The 14,268-nt window shown below is 72.0% G+C and carries 19 protein-coding genes; 13 read left to right on the top strand and 6 right to left on the bottom strand.

The genetic code is table 11. The features are described 5' to 3' along the window. Positions 1 to 149 precede the first annotated feature (149 nt). Both ACZ6S8_RS12210 and ACZ6S8_RS12205 read left to right on the top strand, forming a co-directional pair. On the top strand, positions 150 to 821 hold the full coding sequence (locus ACZ6S8_RS12210) for a TetR/AcrR family transcriptional regulator (protein WP_469454813.1): 672 nt from the start codon (positions 150 to 152) through the stop codon (positions 819 to 821). 115 nt (positions 822 to 936) lie between these two features. Continuing rightward, entirely contained in the window at positions 937 to 1,533 is a 597-nt protein-coding gene (locus ACZ6S8_RS12205; RefSeq protein ID WP_469454811.1) for an HPP family protein, read from the top strand. Between the two features lie 27 nt (positions 1,534 to 1,560). Here the strand turns inward: ACZ6S8_RS12205 and ACZ6S8_RS12200 are convergent, their stop codons facing one another. Further along, positions 1,561 to 1,893 carry a PLD nuclease N-terminal domain-containing protein gene (locus ACZ6S8_RS12200; protein WP_469454810.1) on the bottom strand — a complete coding sequence of 111 codons (333 nt, stop codon included), beginning with the start codon at positions 1,891 to 1,893 and terminating at the stop codon, positions 1,561 to 1,563. A gap of 90 nt (positions 1,894 to 1,983) precedes the next feature. Here ACZ6S8_RS12200 and ACZ6S8_RS12195 point away from each other — a divergent pair, with 90 nt between their 5' ends. Genes ACZ6S8_RS12195 through mqnP form a run of 3 tightly spaced genes read left to right on the top strand, consistent with a single transcriptional unit; the run spans position 1,984 to position 4,840 of the window. Then, entirely contained in the window at positions 1,984 to 3,441 is a 1,458-nt protein-coding gene (locus ACZ6S8_RS12195) for a menaquinone biosynthesis decarboxylase (RefSeq protein WP_469454808.1), read from the top strand. Next, the gene (locus ACZ6S8_RS12190; RefSeq protein WP_469454806.1) at positions 3,438 to 3,917 is read left to right on the top strand and encodes a hypothetical protein; all 480 of its coding nucleotides are present in this window, start codon (positions 3,438 to 3,440) and stop codon (positions 3,915 to 3,917) included. The genes ACZ6S8_RS12195 and ACZ6S8_RS12190 overlap by 4 nt, the downstream gene beginning before the upstream one ends. Continuing rightward, positions 3,917 to 4,840 (top strand): menaquinone biosynthesis prenyltransferase MqnP, encoded by a 924-nt coding sequence (gene mqnP, locus ACZ6S8_RS12185; RefSeq protein WP_469454804.1) that lies wholly within the window; start codon positions 3,917 to 3,919, stop codon positions 4,838 to 4,840. Before ACZ6S8_RS12190 ends, mqnP begins: the two co-directional genes overlap by 1 nt. Here mqnP and ACZ6S8_RS12180 read toward each other — a convergent pair. Then, positions 4,821 to 5,363 (bottom strand): rhomboid family intramembrane serine protease, encoded by a 543-nt coding sequence (locus ACZ6S8_RS12180; protein ID WP_469454926.1) that lies wholly within the window; start codon positions 5,361 to 5,363, stop codon positions 4,821 to 4,823. The genes mqnP and ACZ6S8_RS12180 overlap by 20 nt on opposite strands. A 166-nt stretch (positions 5,364 to 5,529) precedes the next feature. Between ACZ6S8_RS12180 and ACZ6S8_RS12175 the strand changes: the two genes are divergently transcribed. Then, complete coding sequence (locus ACZ6S8_RS12175) at positions 5,530 to 6,219, top strand: UbiX family flavin prenyltransferase (RefSeq protein WP_386537082.1); 690 nt, start codon at positions 5,530 to 5,532, stop codon at positions 6,217 to 6,219. Here ACZ6S8_RS12175 and ACZ6S8_RS12170 read toward each other — a convergent pair. Then, positions 6,216 to 6,350 (bottom strand): hypothetical protein, encoded by a 135-nt coding sequence (locus ACZ6S8_RS12170; RefSeq protein WP_383921040.1) that lies wholly within the window; start codon positions 6,348 to 6,350, stop codon positions 6,216 to 6,218. The two genes, ACZ6S8_RS12175 and ACZ6S8_RS12170, sit on opposite strands and share 4 nt — an antisense overlap. Before the next feature lie 122 nt (positions 6,351 to 6,472). On the opposite strand from ACZ6S8_RS12170, the gene ACZ6S8_RS12165 reads away from it, so the two are divergent. The 5 genes from ACZ6S8_RS12165 (at position 6,473) to ACZ6S8_RS12145 (ending at position 11,008) form a co-directional block, all read left to right on the top strand. Continuing rightward, positions 6,473 to 6,928, top strand: coding sequence for an Lrp/AsnC family transcriptional regulator (locus ACZ6S8_RS12165; RefSeq protein WP_267724008.1), 456 nt, complete (start codon positions 6,473 to 6,475; stop codon positions 6,926 to 6,928). A gap of 83 nt (positions 6,929 to 7,011) precedes the next feature. Beyond that, entirely contained in the window at positions 7,012 to 8,175 is a 1,164-nt protein-coding gene (mqnE, locus tag ACZ6S8_RS12160; protein ID WP_469454801.1) for an aminofutalosine synthase MqnE, read from the top strand. 141 nt (positions 8,176 to 8,316) lie between these two features. Further along, entirely contained in the window at positions 8,317 to 8,841 is a 525-nt protein-coding gene (locus tag ACZ6S8_RS12155; RefSeq protein WP_469454799.1) for a GNAT family N-acetyltransferase, read from the top strand. A 141-nt stretch (positions 8,842 to 8,982) separates the two neighbouring features. After that, positions 8,983 to 9,255, top strand: coding sequence for a DUF4229 domain-containing protein (locus ACZ6S8_RS12150; protein WP_469454924.1), 273 nt, complete (start codon positions 8,983 to 8,985; stop codon positions 9,253 to 9,255). A 388-nt stretch (positions 9,256 to 9,643) separates the two neighbouring features. Continuing rightward, positions 9,644 to 11,008, top strand: a complete 1,365-nt coding sequence (locus ACZ6S8_RS12145) for a dicarboxylate/amino acid:cation symporter (protein ID WP_469454797.1) — start codon at positions 9,644 to 9,646, stop codon at positions 11,006 to 11,008. A gap of 81 nt (positions 11,009 to 11,089) precedes the next feature. Here ACZ6S8_RS12145 and ACZ6S8_RS12140 read toward each other — a convergent pair whose 3' ends face one another. The 3 genes from ACZ6S8_RS12140 to ACZ6S8_RS12130 are packed head-to-tail and all read right to left on the bottom strand — an operon-like array spanning position 11,090 to position 12,332. Further along, a complete protein-coding gene (locus ACZ6S8_RS12140; RefSeq protein WP_469454795.1) occupies positions 11,090 to 11,293 on the bottom strand; it encodes a DUF397 domain-containing protein in 204 nt (67 codons plus the stop codon). Then, positions 11,290 to 11,478 (bottom strand): DUF397 domain-containing protein, encoded by a 189-nt coding sequence (locus tag ACZ6S8_RS12135; protein ID WP_469454793.1) that lies wholly within the window; start codon positions 11,476 to 11,478, stop codon positions 11,290 to 11,292. Before ACZ6S8_RS12135 ends, ACZ6S8_RS12140 begins: the two co-directional genes overlap by 4 nt. Then, positions 11,475 to 12,332, bottom strand: coding sequence for a helix-turn-helix domain-containing protein (locus tag ACZ6S8_RS12130; protein ID WP_469454791.1), 858 nt, complete (start codon positions 12,330 to 12,332; stop codon positions 11,475 to 11,477). The genes ACZ6S8_RS12135 and ACZ6S8_RS12130 overlap by 4 nt, the downstream gene beginning before the upstream one ends. A 155-nt stretch (positions 12,333 to 12,487) precedes the next feature. Here ACZ6S8_RS12130 and ACZ6S8_RS12125 point away from each other — a divergent pair, with 155 nt between their 5' ends. Continuing rightward, positions 12,488 to 12,967 carry an ATP-binding protein gene (locus ACZ6S8_RS12125; RefSeq protein WP_469454789.1) on the top strand — a complete coding sequence of 160 codons (480 nt, stop codon included), beginning with the start codon at positions 12,488 to 12,490 and terminating at the stop codon, positions 12,965 to 12,967. Positions 12,968 to 13,150: 183 nt separating this feature from the next. Continuing rightward, positions 13,151 to 14,167, top strand: coding sequence for a helix-turn-helix domain-containing protein (locus ACZ6S8_RS12120; protein ID WP_469454787.1), 1,017 nt, complete (start codon positions 13,151 to 13,153; stop codon positions 14,165 to 14,167). Positions 14,168 to 14,268: the final 101 nt, after the last annotated feature.

The following is a 14,268-nucleotide window of genomic DNA, read 5'->3' as shown; positions in this document are numbered from 1 at the left end:
CCGGCCGGGGGCCCGCCCCCGAGGGGGCCTACCCCCAAACCGCGGTGCCCGCCCCCCCCCCCGCCCGGCGGCGCCCCCCCCCCCCGGGCCCCGCGGGGGGGGCCCCCCCCCCCCGCCCGGACCCGGTCCGCTCCCACCGGAGGAACCCCATGGCACGCACGCCGTTGCCCGAGCGCCGCCGCCAGCTGACGGAGGCGGCGATCCGCGTGATGACCCGCGACGGCGTCGCCCGGGCGACGACCCGTTCCATCTCCGCCGAGGCGGGCGTCTCGCTGAGCGTCTTCCACTACTGCTTCGACTCCAAGCAGGCCCTCTTCGAGTCCGTCATCACGGCCATCACCGACCACTACGTGACGGTGGTCAAGGAGGCGATCCGGCCCCGGCCCACCCTGCGCGAGACCATCCGGGCGGGCTTCGAGGCCTACTGGGACCACGTGCGCGCCCACCCGGGCGAGCACATGCTGACGTACGAGCTCACCCAGTACGCCCTGCGCCAGCCCGGCTTCGGCCACCTGGCCCGGCGCCAGTACGAGCTGTACGGGGAGACGTACGCCGAGCTCATCGAGGAGCTCCGCCGCACCGCCGCGTTCGACCTCAGCGTCCCGGTGCCGGTGCTGGCCCGCTACCTCGCGGCCATGACCGACGGGTTCACCCTGAGCCTCCTCGTCCTGGGCGACGACGGGGGGCCGGCGGGCGTGCCGGTCGTCGAGACCATCACCGAGATGATCACCGCGTACGTGGTGGGGCTGGTCGAGGACGGGCCGGCCGCCGCCGGTCTGGCCGCAGCGGGCCCGGCCGGAGCGCGGCCGGCCGGCGCGTAACCGGGGGCGGCTAGCGTCGGCGGACCCGCCCGCCGGGCGGTGTCCCCGCCGGGCGGTGTCCCCGCCGGGCGGCGCGCATCCGCCGGGTGGGAGCCGCCCGCCCGGAGAGGCCGCCATGCCGAGTTCCGTGTCCGGTCCCGTGTCAGGTTCCGCCGTACGCACCGCGCCGCCCGCCGAGGGCGTACGCCCCGCGCCGCCCGCCGCGCCTGGACGCCCGGCGCCCGCGGGCGCCCGCCGCGCACCGGCGCGGCCCTCCGCCGGGGCCGCGTTCCACGCCGTCAGCGCCGCGGCCACCGCGCTGCTCGCCCTGGCCGCGCTCGGCGCCGTCCTGCGCGAGCCGGTGCTGATACCGCCGCTGGCCGCCAGCGCCGCCCTCGTGCACGGCGCCCCGACGCTCCCGTTCGCCCAGCCGCGGAGCGTCCTGCTGGGCCACCTGCTCGGCGCCGCGACCGGGTACGCCGTCCTGCACACCGCCGGCGGCAGCGCCTGGGCGGCCGCGGTGGCGGCGGCCCTGACCCTGGCCCTCACCGTGGCCGCCCGCGCACCGCACTCGCCGGCCTGCGCCACACCGGTGGTGATCGTCCTGCAGGCCCCCGGCCCGGCGGCGTTCGTCCCGCTGCTGCTCGGAGCGGGGGCCCTGCTCGTCCTCACCGAGTACACGGCCTCCCGCATCCGCCCGTCGGCGCCGCGCTACCCCGCGTACTGGTGGTGAACCCCGGCCGCCGCCCGGCCGGGAGGGCTACTCCTTGTCCCGCTTCTCGTCCCGGTCCTTCTTCTCGTCCTTCTCCTCCTGCTCGTCCCGCAGGGACTTCAGGAACTCCGGATTGTCGTCGGGCGCCACCCACTGGGTCCGGCGCGCCCGGCCGCCGCCGAAACCGCCGCCGCCCACCGCGGCCCGCTTCTTGCCCGCGAACAGCCACACCACCGGGCCGACGATGGAGAAGAGCAGGATGATGATCACCCAGACCACCTTGGGGAGGTGCTTGACCTCCTCCTCCGGCGTGTTCAGACAGTCGATGAAGGTGTAGATGGTCAGCGCGATGATCAGCAGGAACGGCAGATAGCGCAGCACGGTGTGGGACCGACTCCCAGGCAGTGACGGCGGGCCCACGCAGGGCCCCGGTGACGCCTCCAGGGTAGTTGGTGACGGATACTGGCCCCTATGGCTTACGACGATCTCCGCTCGCTGCTCCGGGCTCTGGAGCGGGAGGGCGACCTCAAGCGCATCAAGGCCGAAGTCGATCCGTACCTGGAAATCGGCGAGATCGTCGACCGGGTGAACAAGGCGGGCGGGCCCGCCCTGCTCTTCGAGAACGTCAAGGGCTCGGCGATGCCGCTGGCCATGAACGTCTTCGGGACCGACCGCCGGCTGCTCAAGGCCCTCGGCCTGAAGTCGTACGCCGAGATCAGCGAGAAGATCGGCGGCCTGCTGAAGCCGGAGCTGCCGCAGGGCTTCATCGGGGTCCGCGAGGCCTTCGGCAAGCTGGGCTCGATGGTCCACGTGCCGCCGAAGAAGGTGAAGGGCGACTCCGCGCCCGTCCAGGAGGTCGTCCTGACCGGGGACGACGTGGACCTGGACCGGCTGCCGGCCCTCTTCACCTGGCCCAAGGACGGCGGCTCCTTCTTCAACCTCGGCCTGACGCACACGAAGCACCCCGAGACGGGCGTGCGCAACCTCGGGCTCTACCGCCTCCAGCGCCACGACAAGCGCACCATCGGCATGCACTGGCAGATCCACAAGGACAGCCGCAACCACTACGCGGTCGCCGCCGCGCGCGGCGAGCGGCTGCCGGTCGCGATCGCCTTCGGCTGCCCGCCCGCCGTGACGTACGCCTCCACCGCGCCGCTGCCGGGGGACATCGACGAGTACCTGTTCGCCGGGTTCGTCGCGGGCAAGCGGATCGAGATGGTGGACTGCAAGACGGTCCCGCTCCAGGTCCCGGCCAACGCCGAGGTCGTCATCGAGGGCTGGCTGGAGCCGGGGGAGACCCTTCCCGAGGGCCCCTTCGGCGACCACACCGGCTTCTACACGCCGCAGGAGCCCTTCCCGGCGCTGAAGATCGACTGCGTGACGATGCGCAAGCGGCCGCTGATCCAGTCGATCGTCGTGGGCCGGCCGCCGACCGAGGACGGTCCGCTGGGCCGTGCGACGGAGCGGTTCTTCCTGCCGCTGCTGAAGATCATCGTTCCGGACATCGTGGACTACCACCTGCCGGAGTCGGGCGGCTTCCACAACTGCGCCATCGTCTCGATCGACAAGAAGTACCCGAAGCACGCGCAGAAGGTCATGCACGCCATCTGGGGCGCGCACATGATGTCGCTGACGAAGCTGATCGTCGTGGTGGACAAGGACTGTGACGTCCACGACCTGCACGAGGTGTCCTGGCGGGCGCTCGGGAACACCGACTACGCCCGAGACCTCACCGTCGTGGAGGGTCCGGTGGACCACCTCGACCACGCCTCCTACCAGCAGTTCTGGGGCGGCAAGGCGGGCATCGACGCCACGAAGAAGCTCCCCGAGGAGGGGTACACCCGCGACGGCGGCTGGCCCGACATGGTCGAGTCCGACCCGGCCACCGCGGCCCTGGTCGACAGCCGCTGGAAGGAATACGGACTGTGAGCATCGCCGTGGGCGGACCCGCCCTGTTCATCGGCAGTGACACGCCCTGCGTGGCGCTGGTGCGTCCCGCGATCGACCCGGCGCAGCAGGGCGTGCGGGAGGCGGCCGAGCGGGCGGGCGTGACGCCCGAGGAGTTCGCCGGTCCCTCGGACCTGTGGCAGCTGATCGCCGACCGGACCGACGGCGAGGGCCGGGAGGTCGACCTGCCCGAGCTCGCCGACGCCGACGCGTCCGCGTTCGCGCAGCGCCTGCTGGAGGCGACCGCCGACGCGGAGGCCGAGTTCACGGTGGAACTCGCGGTGGCCGGGCACGGCCTGCTCCGCCTCGACGGCCGCCCGGCCGGCGAGGGCTTCGCCTTCCTGGCGCGGGTCACCCCGCCCGGGTCCGGTGCGGCGGCGCCGCTGGACGTGGAGATCGGCCCGACGGCCCTCGCGGACCTGCGCGCCGAGCTCGAACAGTTCCGCCGGAGCCTGTGATGGCGACCGCCGACGGGATCGTCGGGCACGGGAGCCCCGCTCCGGAGGCCACGGGCAAGGTGAAGGCCTTCCTGCGGCTCGTGATGATCGAGCACTCGGTCTTCGCGCTGCCCTTCGCCTACATCGCCGCCCTGACCGCCATGTTCCAGCTGGACCGCACGGTCCACTGGGGCACGCTGCTGCTCGTCACCGTGTGCATGGTGGGTCTGCGGACCTTCGCCATGGCGGCGAACCGGATCATCGACCGCGAGATCGACGCCCGCAATCCGCGCACCGCCGGCCGCGAGCTGGTCACCGGCGCGGTGTCGGTGCGCTCCGCGTGGACCGGGGCCGGGATCGCGCTCGCCGTCTTCCTCGGGTCGGCCGCGCTGCTGAACCCGCTCTGCCTGGCGCTGGCGCCCGTCGCGGTGATCCCGATGGTGGTGTACCCGTACGGCAAGCGGTTCACGAACTTCCCGCACGCCATCCTGGGCCTGGCCCAGGCGATGGGCCCGGTCGGGGCCTGGCTGGCCGTCACCGGCGAGTGGTCCGGCGACGCGGTGATCCTCGGACTCGCGGTGGGCGTGTGGATCGGCGGCTTCGACCTGATCTTCGCCTGCCAGGACGTGGCCGCGGACCGCGCGGAGGGCGTCAAGTCCGTCCCGGCCCGCTTCGGGGTCCCGGCGGCGCTGTGGGGGGCCCGCGGCGCGCACGTCGTGACCACGGCCCTGCTGGTCTGGTACGCGCTGGCGACGGGCGCGGGCGCGTTCTTCTGGGCCGGTCTGGTGGTCGTCGTCGCGGCGTTCCTCTACGAGCACACCATCGTGAAGCCGCACGACCTGTCCCGCCTGAACCGGGCGTTCTTCACGGTGAACGGCTTCATCGGGATCGCGCTGTTCGTGTGCGCCCTGCTCGACCTGGTGGTCAGGGGCCTGACCGTATAGGCCGGTCGGGCCGGCGGAAGTACAGCGCCGTCAGCACGCCCGCGACCAGGCCGATGAGGTGGGCGTACCAGCCGACCCCGGAGTCGGTCGGGACCACGCCGAGGAGGAACGAGCCGCCCCAGTAGGCGGCCGCCGCCAGGCCCACGGCGATGCCCAGGGGGCTGCGCTCGACGAAGCCGCGGACGACGACGTACCCGAAGAGGCCGAAGACCAGGCCCGAGGCGCCGGCCCCGAGGGTGTGGGGCGGGGCGACCAGCCAGGAGCCCGCGCCGACGGCGAGGCAGACCAGCGCGCTCACCGCGAGGAAGCGCCGGATCCCGCTGAGCGCGGTCACGAAGCCGAGGACCAGCAGCGGGAAGCTGTTGGACGCCACGTGGCCGAAACCGAAGTGCAGGAACGGGTGGGCGACGATGCCGACGAGGTGGTCGGGGTCGCGGGGTCTGACGCCGTAGGGGTCCAGGGCGTGGCCGGTGACCAGGTCGACCCCTTCGATCAGCCAGAGCAGGGCGACCAGACCGAGCATCAGCCGCGCGGCGGCCTTGGCCCGGTCGCCGCGCGTCCAGGTCGGTTCCAGCGTGGTGCTCACGTGCTCCCCCTCGTACGGTCCCGCCTCGTGCCGTCCCACCCCCTGGAACGTCTGGGACACCTTAACGAGTGCCCGCTCGCATTGGCCGGATAGTCTCGGAGGTATGACTGAGCGCAAGCGCACCCCGTGGGTGGTCGGGGTTTCCGGGGCGTCCGGGACGCCGTACGCGGCGGCGGTGCTCCGCGGGCTGCTCGCGGCGGGAGAGGGTGTCGACCTGGTGGTGAGCCGGGCCTCGCGCCTGACGCTGCTGGACGAGACCGGGATCGCGTTCCGGGACGCGCACTGGCGGGACGATCTCGCGCAGTGGCTGGCCCGGGGGGCGGACGGCAAGCCGGGGACGTTCCTCGACGTGCCGCTCGACGACGTGCGGTACTGGGGCGCCGGGGACCTGGCGGCGGGTCCGAGTTCGGGCTCGTACCCGGTGAAGGGGATGCTGATCGTGCCCGCGTCCACGGCGTGCGTGGCGGGGGTGGCGCTCGGGCTGTCGAAGGACCTGCTCCAGCGGGTCGCGAGCGTGACGCTCAAGGAGCGGCGCCGGCTGGTGGTCGCGGTGCGGGAGACCCCGCTGAACGGGCAGACGCTCAAGCACCTGGTGGCGCTGGACGAGGCGGGCGCGGTCGTGCTGCCCGCCTCTCCGGCGTTCTACGCGGGTGCGACGCACATCCAGGATCTCGTGGACTTCGTCGCGGGGCGGGTGCTCGACGCGGCAGGGGTGCCGCACGGGCTGTACCGCCGGTGGGAGGGGGAGCTCGGTGGGGGCTCCCGCTCCCGGGAGGCGAGCGGTGGGGGCTAGGCCTTCTTGGCGCCCCGCGGCTTGCGGGTCTTGTCCACGCGGTGCGCGGCGGCGGGCTGGTGGGCACGGGATCGGTTGGCCAGCTCCTGGAGCTGTCGCATGTGCGCGTAGGCCATCTCGATCGTGTACACGGTGAACCACTCCTGAAGATCGCCATTGATCTGTTGAAAGATTCGCAGGGTGTTGACCCTGCGTGCCTTAGATTCTATACCTAGACTTGCAGGATCGCCGAATAATGGAAGGCTCCACGTAAATGGACACGGTGGACAGGCAGCTCATCCAGGCACTTCGCGAGAACGGTCGTGCCTCGTACGCGGAGCTGGGCCGTCTCGTGGGCCTCTCCGGCCCCAGCGTCACCGACCGCATCAACCGGCTGGAGACGGCCGGCGTCATCACCGGCTACCGCGCGACCGTGGCCGCCGCCGAGCTGGGCCTAGGCGTCACGGCGCTGATCGGCATCTCGCTCTCCGACGCCGCCGACCACGAGGACGTGGCGCGCCGGCTCAAGGACCTCGCCGAGATCGAGGACTGCTGGTTCATCGCGGGGGACGACTCCTTCATGCTGAAGGTGCGCGCCAACGACGTGGACGGGCTGGAGAAGATCATCCGCAGGCTCTCGGGGACGAAGGGCGTCTCGCGCACCCGCACCACCATCGTGCTCTCCACCAAGTGGGAGAACCGGGTCGGGGAACTTCCCGAGGAAGCCTGAGAGTACGGTTGGTCGAGGTTGCAGGCAGCAGGCGGCAGCGCCGGGACGGGGCTGCGGGACACAGAGGAAGGCGGGCGACCGGCATGGACGCTGGGCTCAAGCGCGAGCTGGAGGAGAAGGTCCGCTCTGGCGAGCGGCTGACGCGTGAGGACGGTATCGCCCTCTACGAGTCGGACGACCTGGCCTGGCTCGGCGGCCTCGCCCACGAGGTGCGGACGCGGAAGAACGGCGACGTCGTCCACTTCAACGTCAACCGCCACCTCAACATGACGAACGTGTGCACGGCGTCGTGCGCGTACTGCTCGTTCCAGCGCAAGCCGGGCGAGAAGGACGCGTACACGATGCGCATCGAGGAGGCCGTGCGCCTGGCCAAGGCCATGGAGAACGACAACCTCACCGAGCTGCACATCGTCAACGGCCTGCACCCGAACCTGCCGTGGCGCTACTACCCGCGCTCGCTGTCGGAGCTGAAGAAGGCGCTGCCGAACGTCTCGCTGAAGGCGTTCACCGCCACCGAGATCCACCACTTCGAGACGATCTCCGGCATGTCGGCCTCCGACATCCTGGACGAGCTGATCGAGGCGGGCCTGGAGTCCCTCACCGGCGGCGGCGCGGAGATCTTCGACTGGGAGGTCCGCCAGCACATCGTCGACCACCGCACCCACTGGGAGGACTGGTCGCGCATCCACCGCCTCGCGCACTCGAAGGGGCTCAAGACGCCCTCGACGATGCTGTACGGCCACATCGAGGAGCCGCGCCACCGCGTGGACCACGTGCTGCGGCTGCGCGAGCTCCAGGACGAGACCGGCGGCTTCCAGGTCTTCATCCCGCTGCGCTACCAGCACGACTTCGTGGACATGCAGGACGGCAAGGTCCGCAACAAGCTCCAGGCGCGGACGACGATGGCGACCGGCGCGGAGGCGCTGAAGACCTTCGCGGTCTCGCGGCTGCTCTTCGACAACGTGCCGCACGTGAAGGTCTTCTGGGTGATGCACGGCGTGCAGACCGCCCAGCTGGCGCTGCAGCACGGTGCGGACGACATGGACGGCTCGGTCGTCGAGTACAAGATCACGCACGACGCGGACAACTACGGCACCCCGAACAAGCTGGGCCGCGACGACCTGCTGGAGCTGATCCGGGAAGCCGGCTTCCGGCCGGTCGAGCGCAACACGCGCTACGAGATCATCCGCGAGTACCCCGGTCCGGCCGAGGGCCTGCGCGAGACCCCGCAGGCGATGCGCGTCTGACCCGCTCGCACACCGCTGTACAGGCAAGCCCCGGCCGGGACGGCCGGGGCTTGCCCCGTCCGCGGGGCCGGGCGGGCGAGGCCGAACGGTGCGGCCGAGCGGTGCGTGGACGAAGCGGAATGTAATGAATAGAATCCAGCTATGACCCTTACTTTCACCCTGGATCCGGTCGTCGACACGGCCCTGCGTGACGGCATCCTGGAGCTGTGGGCCGACGTCACCAACGCGGACGGCGCCGTCGGATTCGTCCCCCCGGTCACGGTGGACGACATCCGCCCCGCCCTGATCACGCAGCTCGGCTCGGTGGCCGACGGGGGCAGCCGGCTGCTGGTCGGCCACGACGCGGACGGCGCTCTCGCGGCGACCGCGTTCCTCACCCACAACACGCACCGCCTCCAGCTCCACTGGGTGTGGGCGTACACGGTGATGGTCCACCCGCGCCTCCAGGGGCGCGGGTACGGCCGCGACCTGATGGCCGCGGTGGAGGCCGCGGGCCGCTCCATCGAGGGCATCGACGCCATCCGCCTCGGCTGCCGCGGGGGCTACGGCCTGGAGCGCTTCTACGCGGCCTGCGGCTACAAGGAGGTCGGCCGCGTCCCCGAGGCCATCCGGGTGGCGCCGGGCGACGACCGCGACGACATCACGATGCTCCTGCCGCTGCGCTGACGCGCGGCCGGACCGGACCCCCGGCGGCCCTGTGCGCCGGGCGGGCGTGCTTCACTGGACGGGCACATCCCGACGCAGGACGACGAGAGAGAAGGGGTCACCGTGTCCCTCAAGCCGAGCGCAACGATCCGCTACACCGCGATGCGCCTGGGCATCTTCGTCGGATGCCTCGTCGCCGTCGCGGGCCTCGTCCGCCTCGGCTGGGTGCCCTCCTCGATCGGCGACGCCAACTTCGCCTGGATCGTGCTGCTCGCCCTCGTGATCTCCGCCCCGCTCTCCTTCGTCCTGCTGCGCAAGCAGCGCGACGAGATGTCCGAGCAGATCTCCGGACGCGTCGCGGGTGCGAAGGAGAAGCTCGCCTCGAACCGCAGCCAGGAGGACCTGGCGGACGACGCGGCGCGCGTGAGCTCCTAGCTCCCGCCGTTGGCTTCATCACACACCGAACCGCCCCAGCACCGGGTATACCGCCCGTAACGCTGGGGCTTTCGCGTGCTCCCGGCCGGTGCGCGGGGCTGCGGTGCGCCGCCGACCCAAAGAACGCCTTTGAGATTCTCAAAGCGTAAGTGTTAGCGTGTTCAACATGTCGACCCCAGCTGCGCACCCGATGACCATGAGCGTTCCGCTCGTGGCGCGCCTGCACGTCGACCTCTGCCGCCGCGTGTCCGCGGCCTGTTGCTGTTGTCGCTGACGACCGCTCCGCGTTGAGCCGCATCGATACAGCAGCGGTCCCGGCCGGCCCTTTTCCGGCTGCCGCCACCGCAGAACCCATCCCCGCCAGTTCCCTGTGCGTCACCCCCGGAGAGTGTCCGTGTCCGCGACCCCCCAGGCCCAGGCTCCCGCCAAGGCCTCGTTCAAGTTTCCCTTCTGGGCCCAGATAATCGCCGGCCTCGCGCTCGGTGTCCTGTTCGGCTGGCTCGCCCGCAGCCAGGACATCAGCTGGCTCGCCACCACCCTGGAGAAGACCGGCGACCTGTTCGTCCAGCTGCTGAAGCTGGCGGTCGCCCCGCTCGTCTTCTTCGCGATCCTGGTGTCGATCACCAACCTCCGGAAGGTGAACAACGCCGCCCGGCTCGCCTCCCGCACGCTCCTCTGGTTCATGATCACCTCGCTGATCGCGGTCGGCATCGGCATCGCCATCGGCCTGCTGACCGACCCGGGCTCCGGTACCGGCCTCACCGCCGCCGACGGCAAGGAGCCGAAGCGGACGGGCTCCTGGATCGACTTCCTGACCGGCATCGTGCCGACGGACATCGTCACGCCGTTCACCGAGCTCAAGGTCCTCCAGATCGTCTTCCTGGCCGTCGTCGCCGGCATCGCGGCGCTCCAGCTGGGCAGCAAGGCCAAGCCGGTCCTCGACCTCGCCGAGTCCGCCCTGGAGCTGCTCCAGAAGGCCCTGTGGTGGGTCATCCGCCTCGCCCCGATCGGCACCATCGGCCTCATCGGCACGGCGATCGCCACGTACGGCTGGGACCTCATCGGCAAGTACGCGACCTTCACCGCCGACGTCTACATCGGCTGCGCCCTCGTGATGTTCGGCGTCTACCCGCTGCTGCTCGCCACCGTCGCCAAGGTCAGCCCGCTCCAGTTCTACAAGGGCGCCTGGCCCGCCATCCAGCTGGCGTTCGTCTCCCGCTCCTCGGTCGGCACCATGCCGGTCACCCAGAAGGTCACCGAGCGCCTCGGCGTCCCGAAGGAGTACGCCTCCTTCGCCGTGCCGTTCGGCGCCACCACCAAGATGGACGGCTGCGCCGCCATCTACCCGGCGCTCGCCGCGATCTTCATCGCGCAGATCTTCGACGTGCAGCTGGGCATCAAGGAGTACCTGCTCATCGTCTTCGTCTCGGTGATCGGCTCGGCCGCGACGGCCGGTCTGACGGGCGCCACGGTCATGCTGACCCTGACGCTCTCCACCCTCGGCCTGCCGCTGGCCGGCGTCGGCCTGCTGCTGGCGATCGACCCGATCCTCGACATGATCCGCACTGCCACCAACGTGGCCGGCCAGGCCCTGGTCCCGGTCATCGTCTCGGCCCGCGAGGGGATCCTGGACAAGGAGGCGTACGCCTCGGCCTCGGCCTCCGCCCTGGACGAGCCCGAGCCGGAGCCGGCGCAGGACCCGGCCGCCACCGCGCAGGACGCCCCGGCGGAGAAGGTCCCGGCCACCGTCTGACCGCCCCGCCCCGCACCCGTCGCAGCCCCCGCCCCCGTCCGGGCGGGGGCTGCCGACGTATCGGCGCCGCTCCGGCGGGGGTCAGCGGCCGGAGGCGTGCGCCACGAACCGGGCCCAGGCGGAGGGGGCGACGGTGAGGTGGGGGAGCCGGGCGTCCTTGGAGTCCCGGACGTGGACGGCCCCGGGGCCGGGCCCGTCGGCAGCCACCTCGACGCAGGAGTCACCTTCGCTGCCGTCGCTGTAGCTGCTCTTGAACCACTCCAGCCGGTGGCGCTCGCCGGTCATGAGACCTGCCTCACGAAGCCCGCCCAGGCGCCGGTGCCGAAGGACAGACGTGGGCCCCGGAGGTTCTTGGAGTCCCGGACGTGGACGGTCCCGGGGCCGTCGGCGGCCACCTCGACGCAGTCGTTGATGTCGCCGCTGTCGCTGTAGCTGCTCTTGAACCACTCCAGCTCGGGGCTGTGGATCATGTCTCTCCCAGGACTTGCTCGATGAATGCGACCGATTCCCGCGGCCCGAGGGCCTGGGAGCGGATCATGGCATGGCACTGCTCCAGTATCCGGAGCTGCCTCGGGCTGGACACGGGCCTGCCGTGGAACGCTCCTTCGGAGCGCCCCACCGCCGTCCCGTCGGCGAATTTCAGTACCTGGATCAACCCGCCCATACCGGCGTGCTCCTCGCAGTCCGTCGGCATCACCTGGATCGTCACGTGCCGCAACTGGGCCACCTCCAGCAGGCGTTCGAGCTGTCCGCGCATCACCATTGTCCCTCCGATGCGCCGCCGGAGGGTGACCTCTTCCTGGACGAAGCTGAGGGCGGGCGCGGGGGAGCGGTCGAAGATCGCCCGGCGGGCCATCCTTGCGGCCACACCGCGTTCCACCTGCTCCTTCGCGTGGGGCGGCTGCCACATTTCGAAGAGGGCCCGGGCGTAGTCGTCGGTCTGCAACAGGCCGTGGATGTTGTGGTTGCCGTAAGCCGAGAGCTCGACGGCCCTCGCCTCCAACTTGGTCAGGTTCCTGATCGTCTTGGGGTAGCGGATGGGCTCCGTGTCCGCCTTCATGGCGGCGATGCGGCCGCCCGCCCGCAGTACCTCGTCCGCCCTGTCCAGGTACTCGGGGCGGGGGATCCGCTTGCCGGCCTCGACCTTGCGGACGAGGTCCTCGCCGTACCCGATCGCCGTGCCGAACTCGGCCGTCCGCAGGCCCGCCGTCTCGCGCCACGCGCGGAGCTGGCGTCCCAGGGCGGCCAGGACCGCCGCGCCCTGTTCGTCCTCGGGGTCGACGTCCCAGCCCGCGTCGTCCGTACCGTCCCTGTCCACGCTCACGCGCGCCCACCTCCGACGTGCCGAAGTTCTCTCCGCGCCCTGTGCCCGGAGGGCTTCCGGACAGCCCGGACAGCGCGGGACAAGCGCCGGACAAAGGCCGGACGCAGGGGAGTTGTCGCTCCTCACGGTAGGGGGGTCCGGCCACGCTGCGTGATGTGAACACTCAGATCTGGGACTCTGCCGACGCGTTCGGCGCCCGACTCGCCGCCACCCCCCGCGGGGCCCGGCAGGCCCGCCGTCTCGCCGTCGAGAAGCTCGCTGCCTGGGGGTTGCCGCCGGACGCCCCGGCGCTCATCGTGGCCGAGCTGGCCGCCAACGCCGTGACCCACGGGCGGGTGCCCGGGCGGGACTTCCGGATCGGGCTCACCCTGGGCGACGGCGTGCTGCGGATCGAGGTGGTCGACACCCGCGGTGACCGGGTCCCGGGTCTCCGCGACGCGGACGAGGGCGCGGAGGGCGGGCGGGGGCTGCTGCTGGTGGACGCGCTCGCGGACCGGTGGGGGGTGGACCGGGGGCTGCCGCCGGGCAAAGTGGTGTGGGCCGAGGTGGACCTGGTCGGAGGGCCGGAACACCGGGTCGTGGCCCAGCGCGACCCGGGCGGTCCCGACGTAACCCCTTGCAAACACGGGAGCTGAAACCAACCCACCCCACCCCACCAGCCCCCCGTAACTCACACGGGTGAACTGTGCCAACTGGGCTGGATTTATGGATGGTTGCCGGGCATATGCTCGGCCCACAACGTCAGACATGAGACGGCCCCCGGCGGGACTGGCATCCCGGGCGAGGGCCTGACCAAGCAGGAAGCAATCACCTTCCCCATGGCTCTGAAGCAGCTTAGCGCGCCCTCGCGCGCCTCGTCCCGGGAACGTGCCGGGGTCCCCGCACCGGGCGGCATCGTCCACGTCAAGGCACGGCACACCGAGCAGTACACGGTGGTCGGCAACCACCTGGCCCAGCACCGTGTGCTGTCGCTGACGGCGAGGGGCCTCGCGCTGTACATCCAGTCGCTGCCGACCGGCGCCAAGGTCGGCATCAAGCGGCTCACGGACCGGTTCCCGGAGGGCGAGGTGCGGATCGCCTCCGCGCTGCGGGAGTTGGAGGCGCACGGGTACCTGGAGCGCAGTCGCGTGCGGCTGGCGAGCGGGCAGGTGGTCACCCGTACGGTGTCCTACAACCAGCCCCGAACCACCCGCCCGGGCCTCCCGGAGCGCCCGCCGCCGCCTCCGGCGAAGCGTCGCGAGGTCGTCGTACGGCCGTCCCGGCCCGATCCCGCGCCGGTGGCCGAGCCCCCGGCGCGGCCGGACTTCGAGCCGTGGCCCGAGTGCGAGCCCGGGTACGCCTCCGAGCCGGAGCCGGACCCGTGTCCCGGGCCGGAGTCCGATCCCGGGCCGGAGTCCGAGCCCGGTCCCGAGCCCGGTCCCGAGCCCGAACCGGGCTCCGTGGCCCCGGAGTCGGCCGGCGCCGCGCTGCGGCAGGACGCCGTCGAGCTGCTGGCCCGGCTGCGCGAGGACGACCCCCGGCTGCTGCTGCCCGAACGGCACGTCCGGCGGCTCGCGCCCGGGGTGTCGGCCTGGCTGGAGCGCGGGGCCGAGCCGGAGGCCGTACGGCACGTGCTCTCCGGGGGCCTGCCCGCCGAGCTGCGCAACCCGGCGGGGCTGATCGCGCACCGGCTCGCGACGCAGGTCCCGCCGCGGCTGGCTCCGCGGCCCGCCGGGCCGGCGGCCGCGCGGCCCGACCCGATGCAGAACTGCGACGGCTGCGAACGGGCCTTCCGGGCGCCCCGGCCCGGCCGCTGCCGGGACTGTCCCGAGGAGGCGGCGGACTCCGCCGCGTGAGGGCCGCGCGGGACTCGTGCGGATTCCCCGTGCGGCCCGCGTGCGCTCCGGGTGGTCCAGTGGTGAAGAAAGGCTCCGAGGGCTGTTCAGAGGGGGTTACC

The sequence above is a fragment of the Streptomyces sp. NPDC048461 genome (assembly GCF_055587105.1).
The sequence above is the reverse complement of the archived record's forward strand: the minus strand, read 5'-3'. Positions and strand labels throughout refer to the sequence as shown.

Coding starts and splice junctions, on each gene's coding strand:
- ACZ6S8_RS12180 (WP_469454926.1), bottom strand. CDS start 5,363: ATGCTCGGTCTGGTCGCCCTGCTCTGGCTGATCGAAGGGGTCGACCTG.
- ACZ6S8_RS12205 (WP_469454811.1), top strand. CDS start 937: ATGCCGAGTTCCGTGTCCGGTCCCGTGTCAGGTTCCGCCGTACGCACC.
- ACZ6S8_RS12120 (WP_469454787.1), top strand. CDS start 13,151: ATGGCTCTGAAGCAGCTTAGCGCGCCCTCGCGCGCCTCGTCCCGGGAA.
- ACZ6S8_RS12210 (WP_469454813.1), top strand. CDS start 150: ATGGCACGCACGCCGTTGCCCGAGCGCCGCCGCCAGCTGACGGAGGCG.
- ACZ6S8_RS12175 (WP_386537082.1), top strand. CDS start 5,530: ATGACTGAGCGCAAGCGCACCCCGTGGGTGGTCGGGGTTTCCGGGGCG.
- ACZ6S8_RS12155 (WP_469454799.1), top strand. CDS start 8,317: ATGACCCTTACTTTCACCCTGGATCCGGTCGTCGACACGGCCCTGCGT.
- mqnE (WP_469454801.1), top strand. CDS start 7,012: ATGGACGCTGGGCTCAAGCGCGAGCTGGAGGAGAAGGTCCGCTCTGGC.
- ACZ6S8_RS12165 (WP_267724008.1), top strand. CDS start 6,473: ATGGACACGGTGGACAGGCAGCTCATCCAGGCACTTCGCGAGAACGGT.
- mqnP (WP_469454804.1), top strand. CDS start 3,917: ATGGCGACCGCCGACGGGATCGTCGGGCACGGGAGCCCCGCTCCGGAG.
- ACZ6S8_RS12150 (WP_469454924.1), top strand. CDS start 8,983: ATGCGCCTGGGCATCTTCGTCGGATGCCTCGTCGCCGTCGCGGGCCTC.
- ACZ6S8_RS12140 (WP_469454795.1), bottom strand. CDS start 11,293: ATGACCGGCGAGCGCCACCGGCTGGAGTGGTTCAAGAGCAGCTACAGC.
- ACZ6S8_RS12195 (WP_469454808.1), top strand. CDS start 1,984: ATGGCTTACGACGATCTCCGCTCGCTGCTCCGGGCTCTGGAGCGGGAG.
- ACZ6S8_RS12135 (WP_469454793.1), bottom strand. CDS start 11,478: ATGATCCACAGCCCCGAGCTGGAGTGGTTCAAGAGCAGCTACAGCGAC.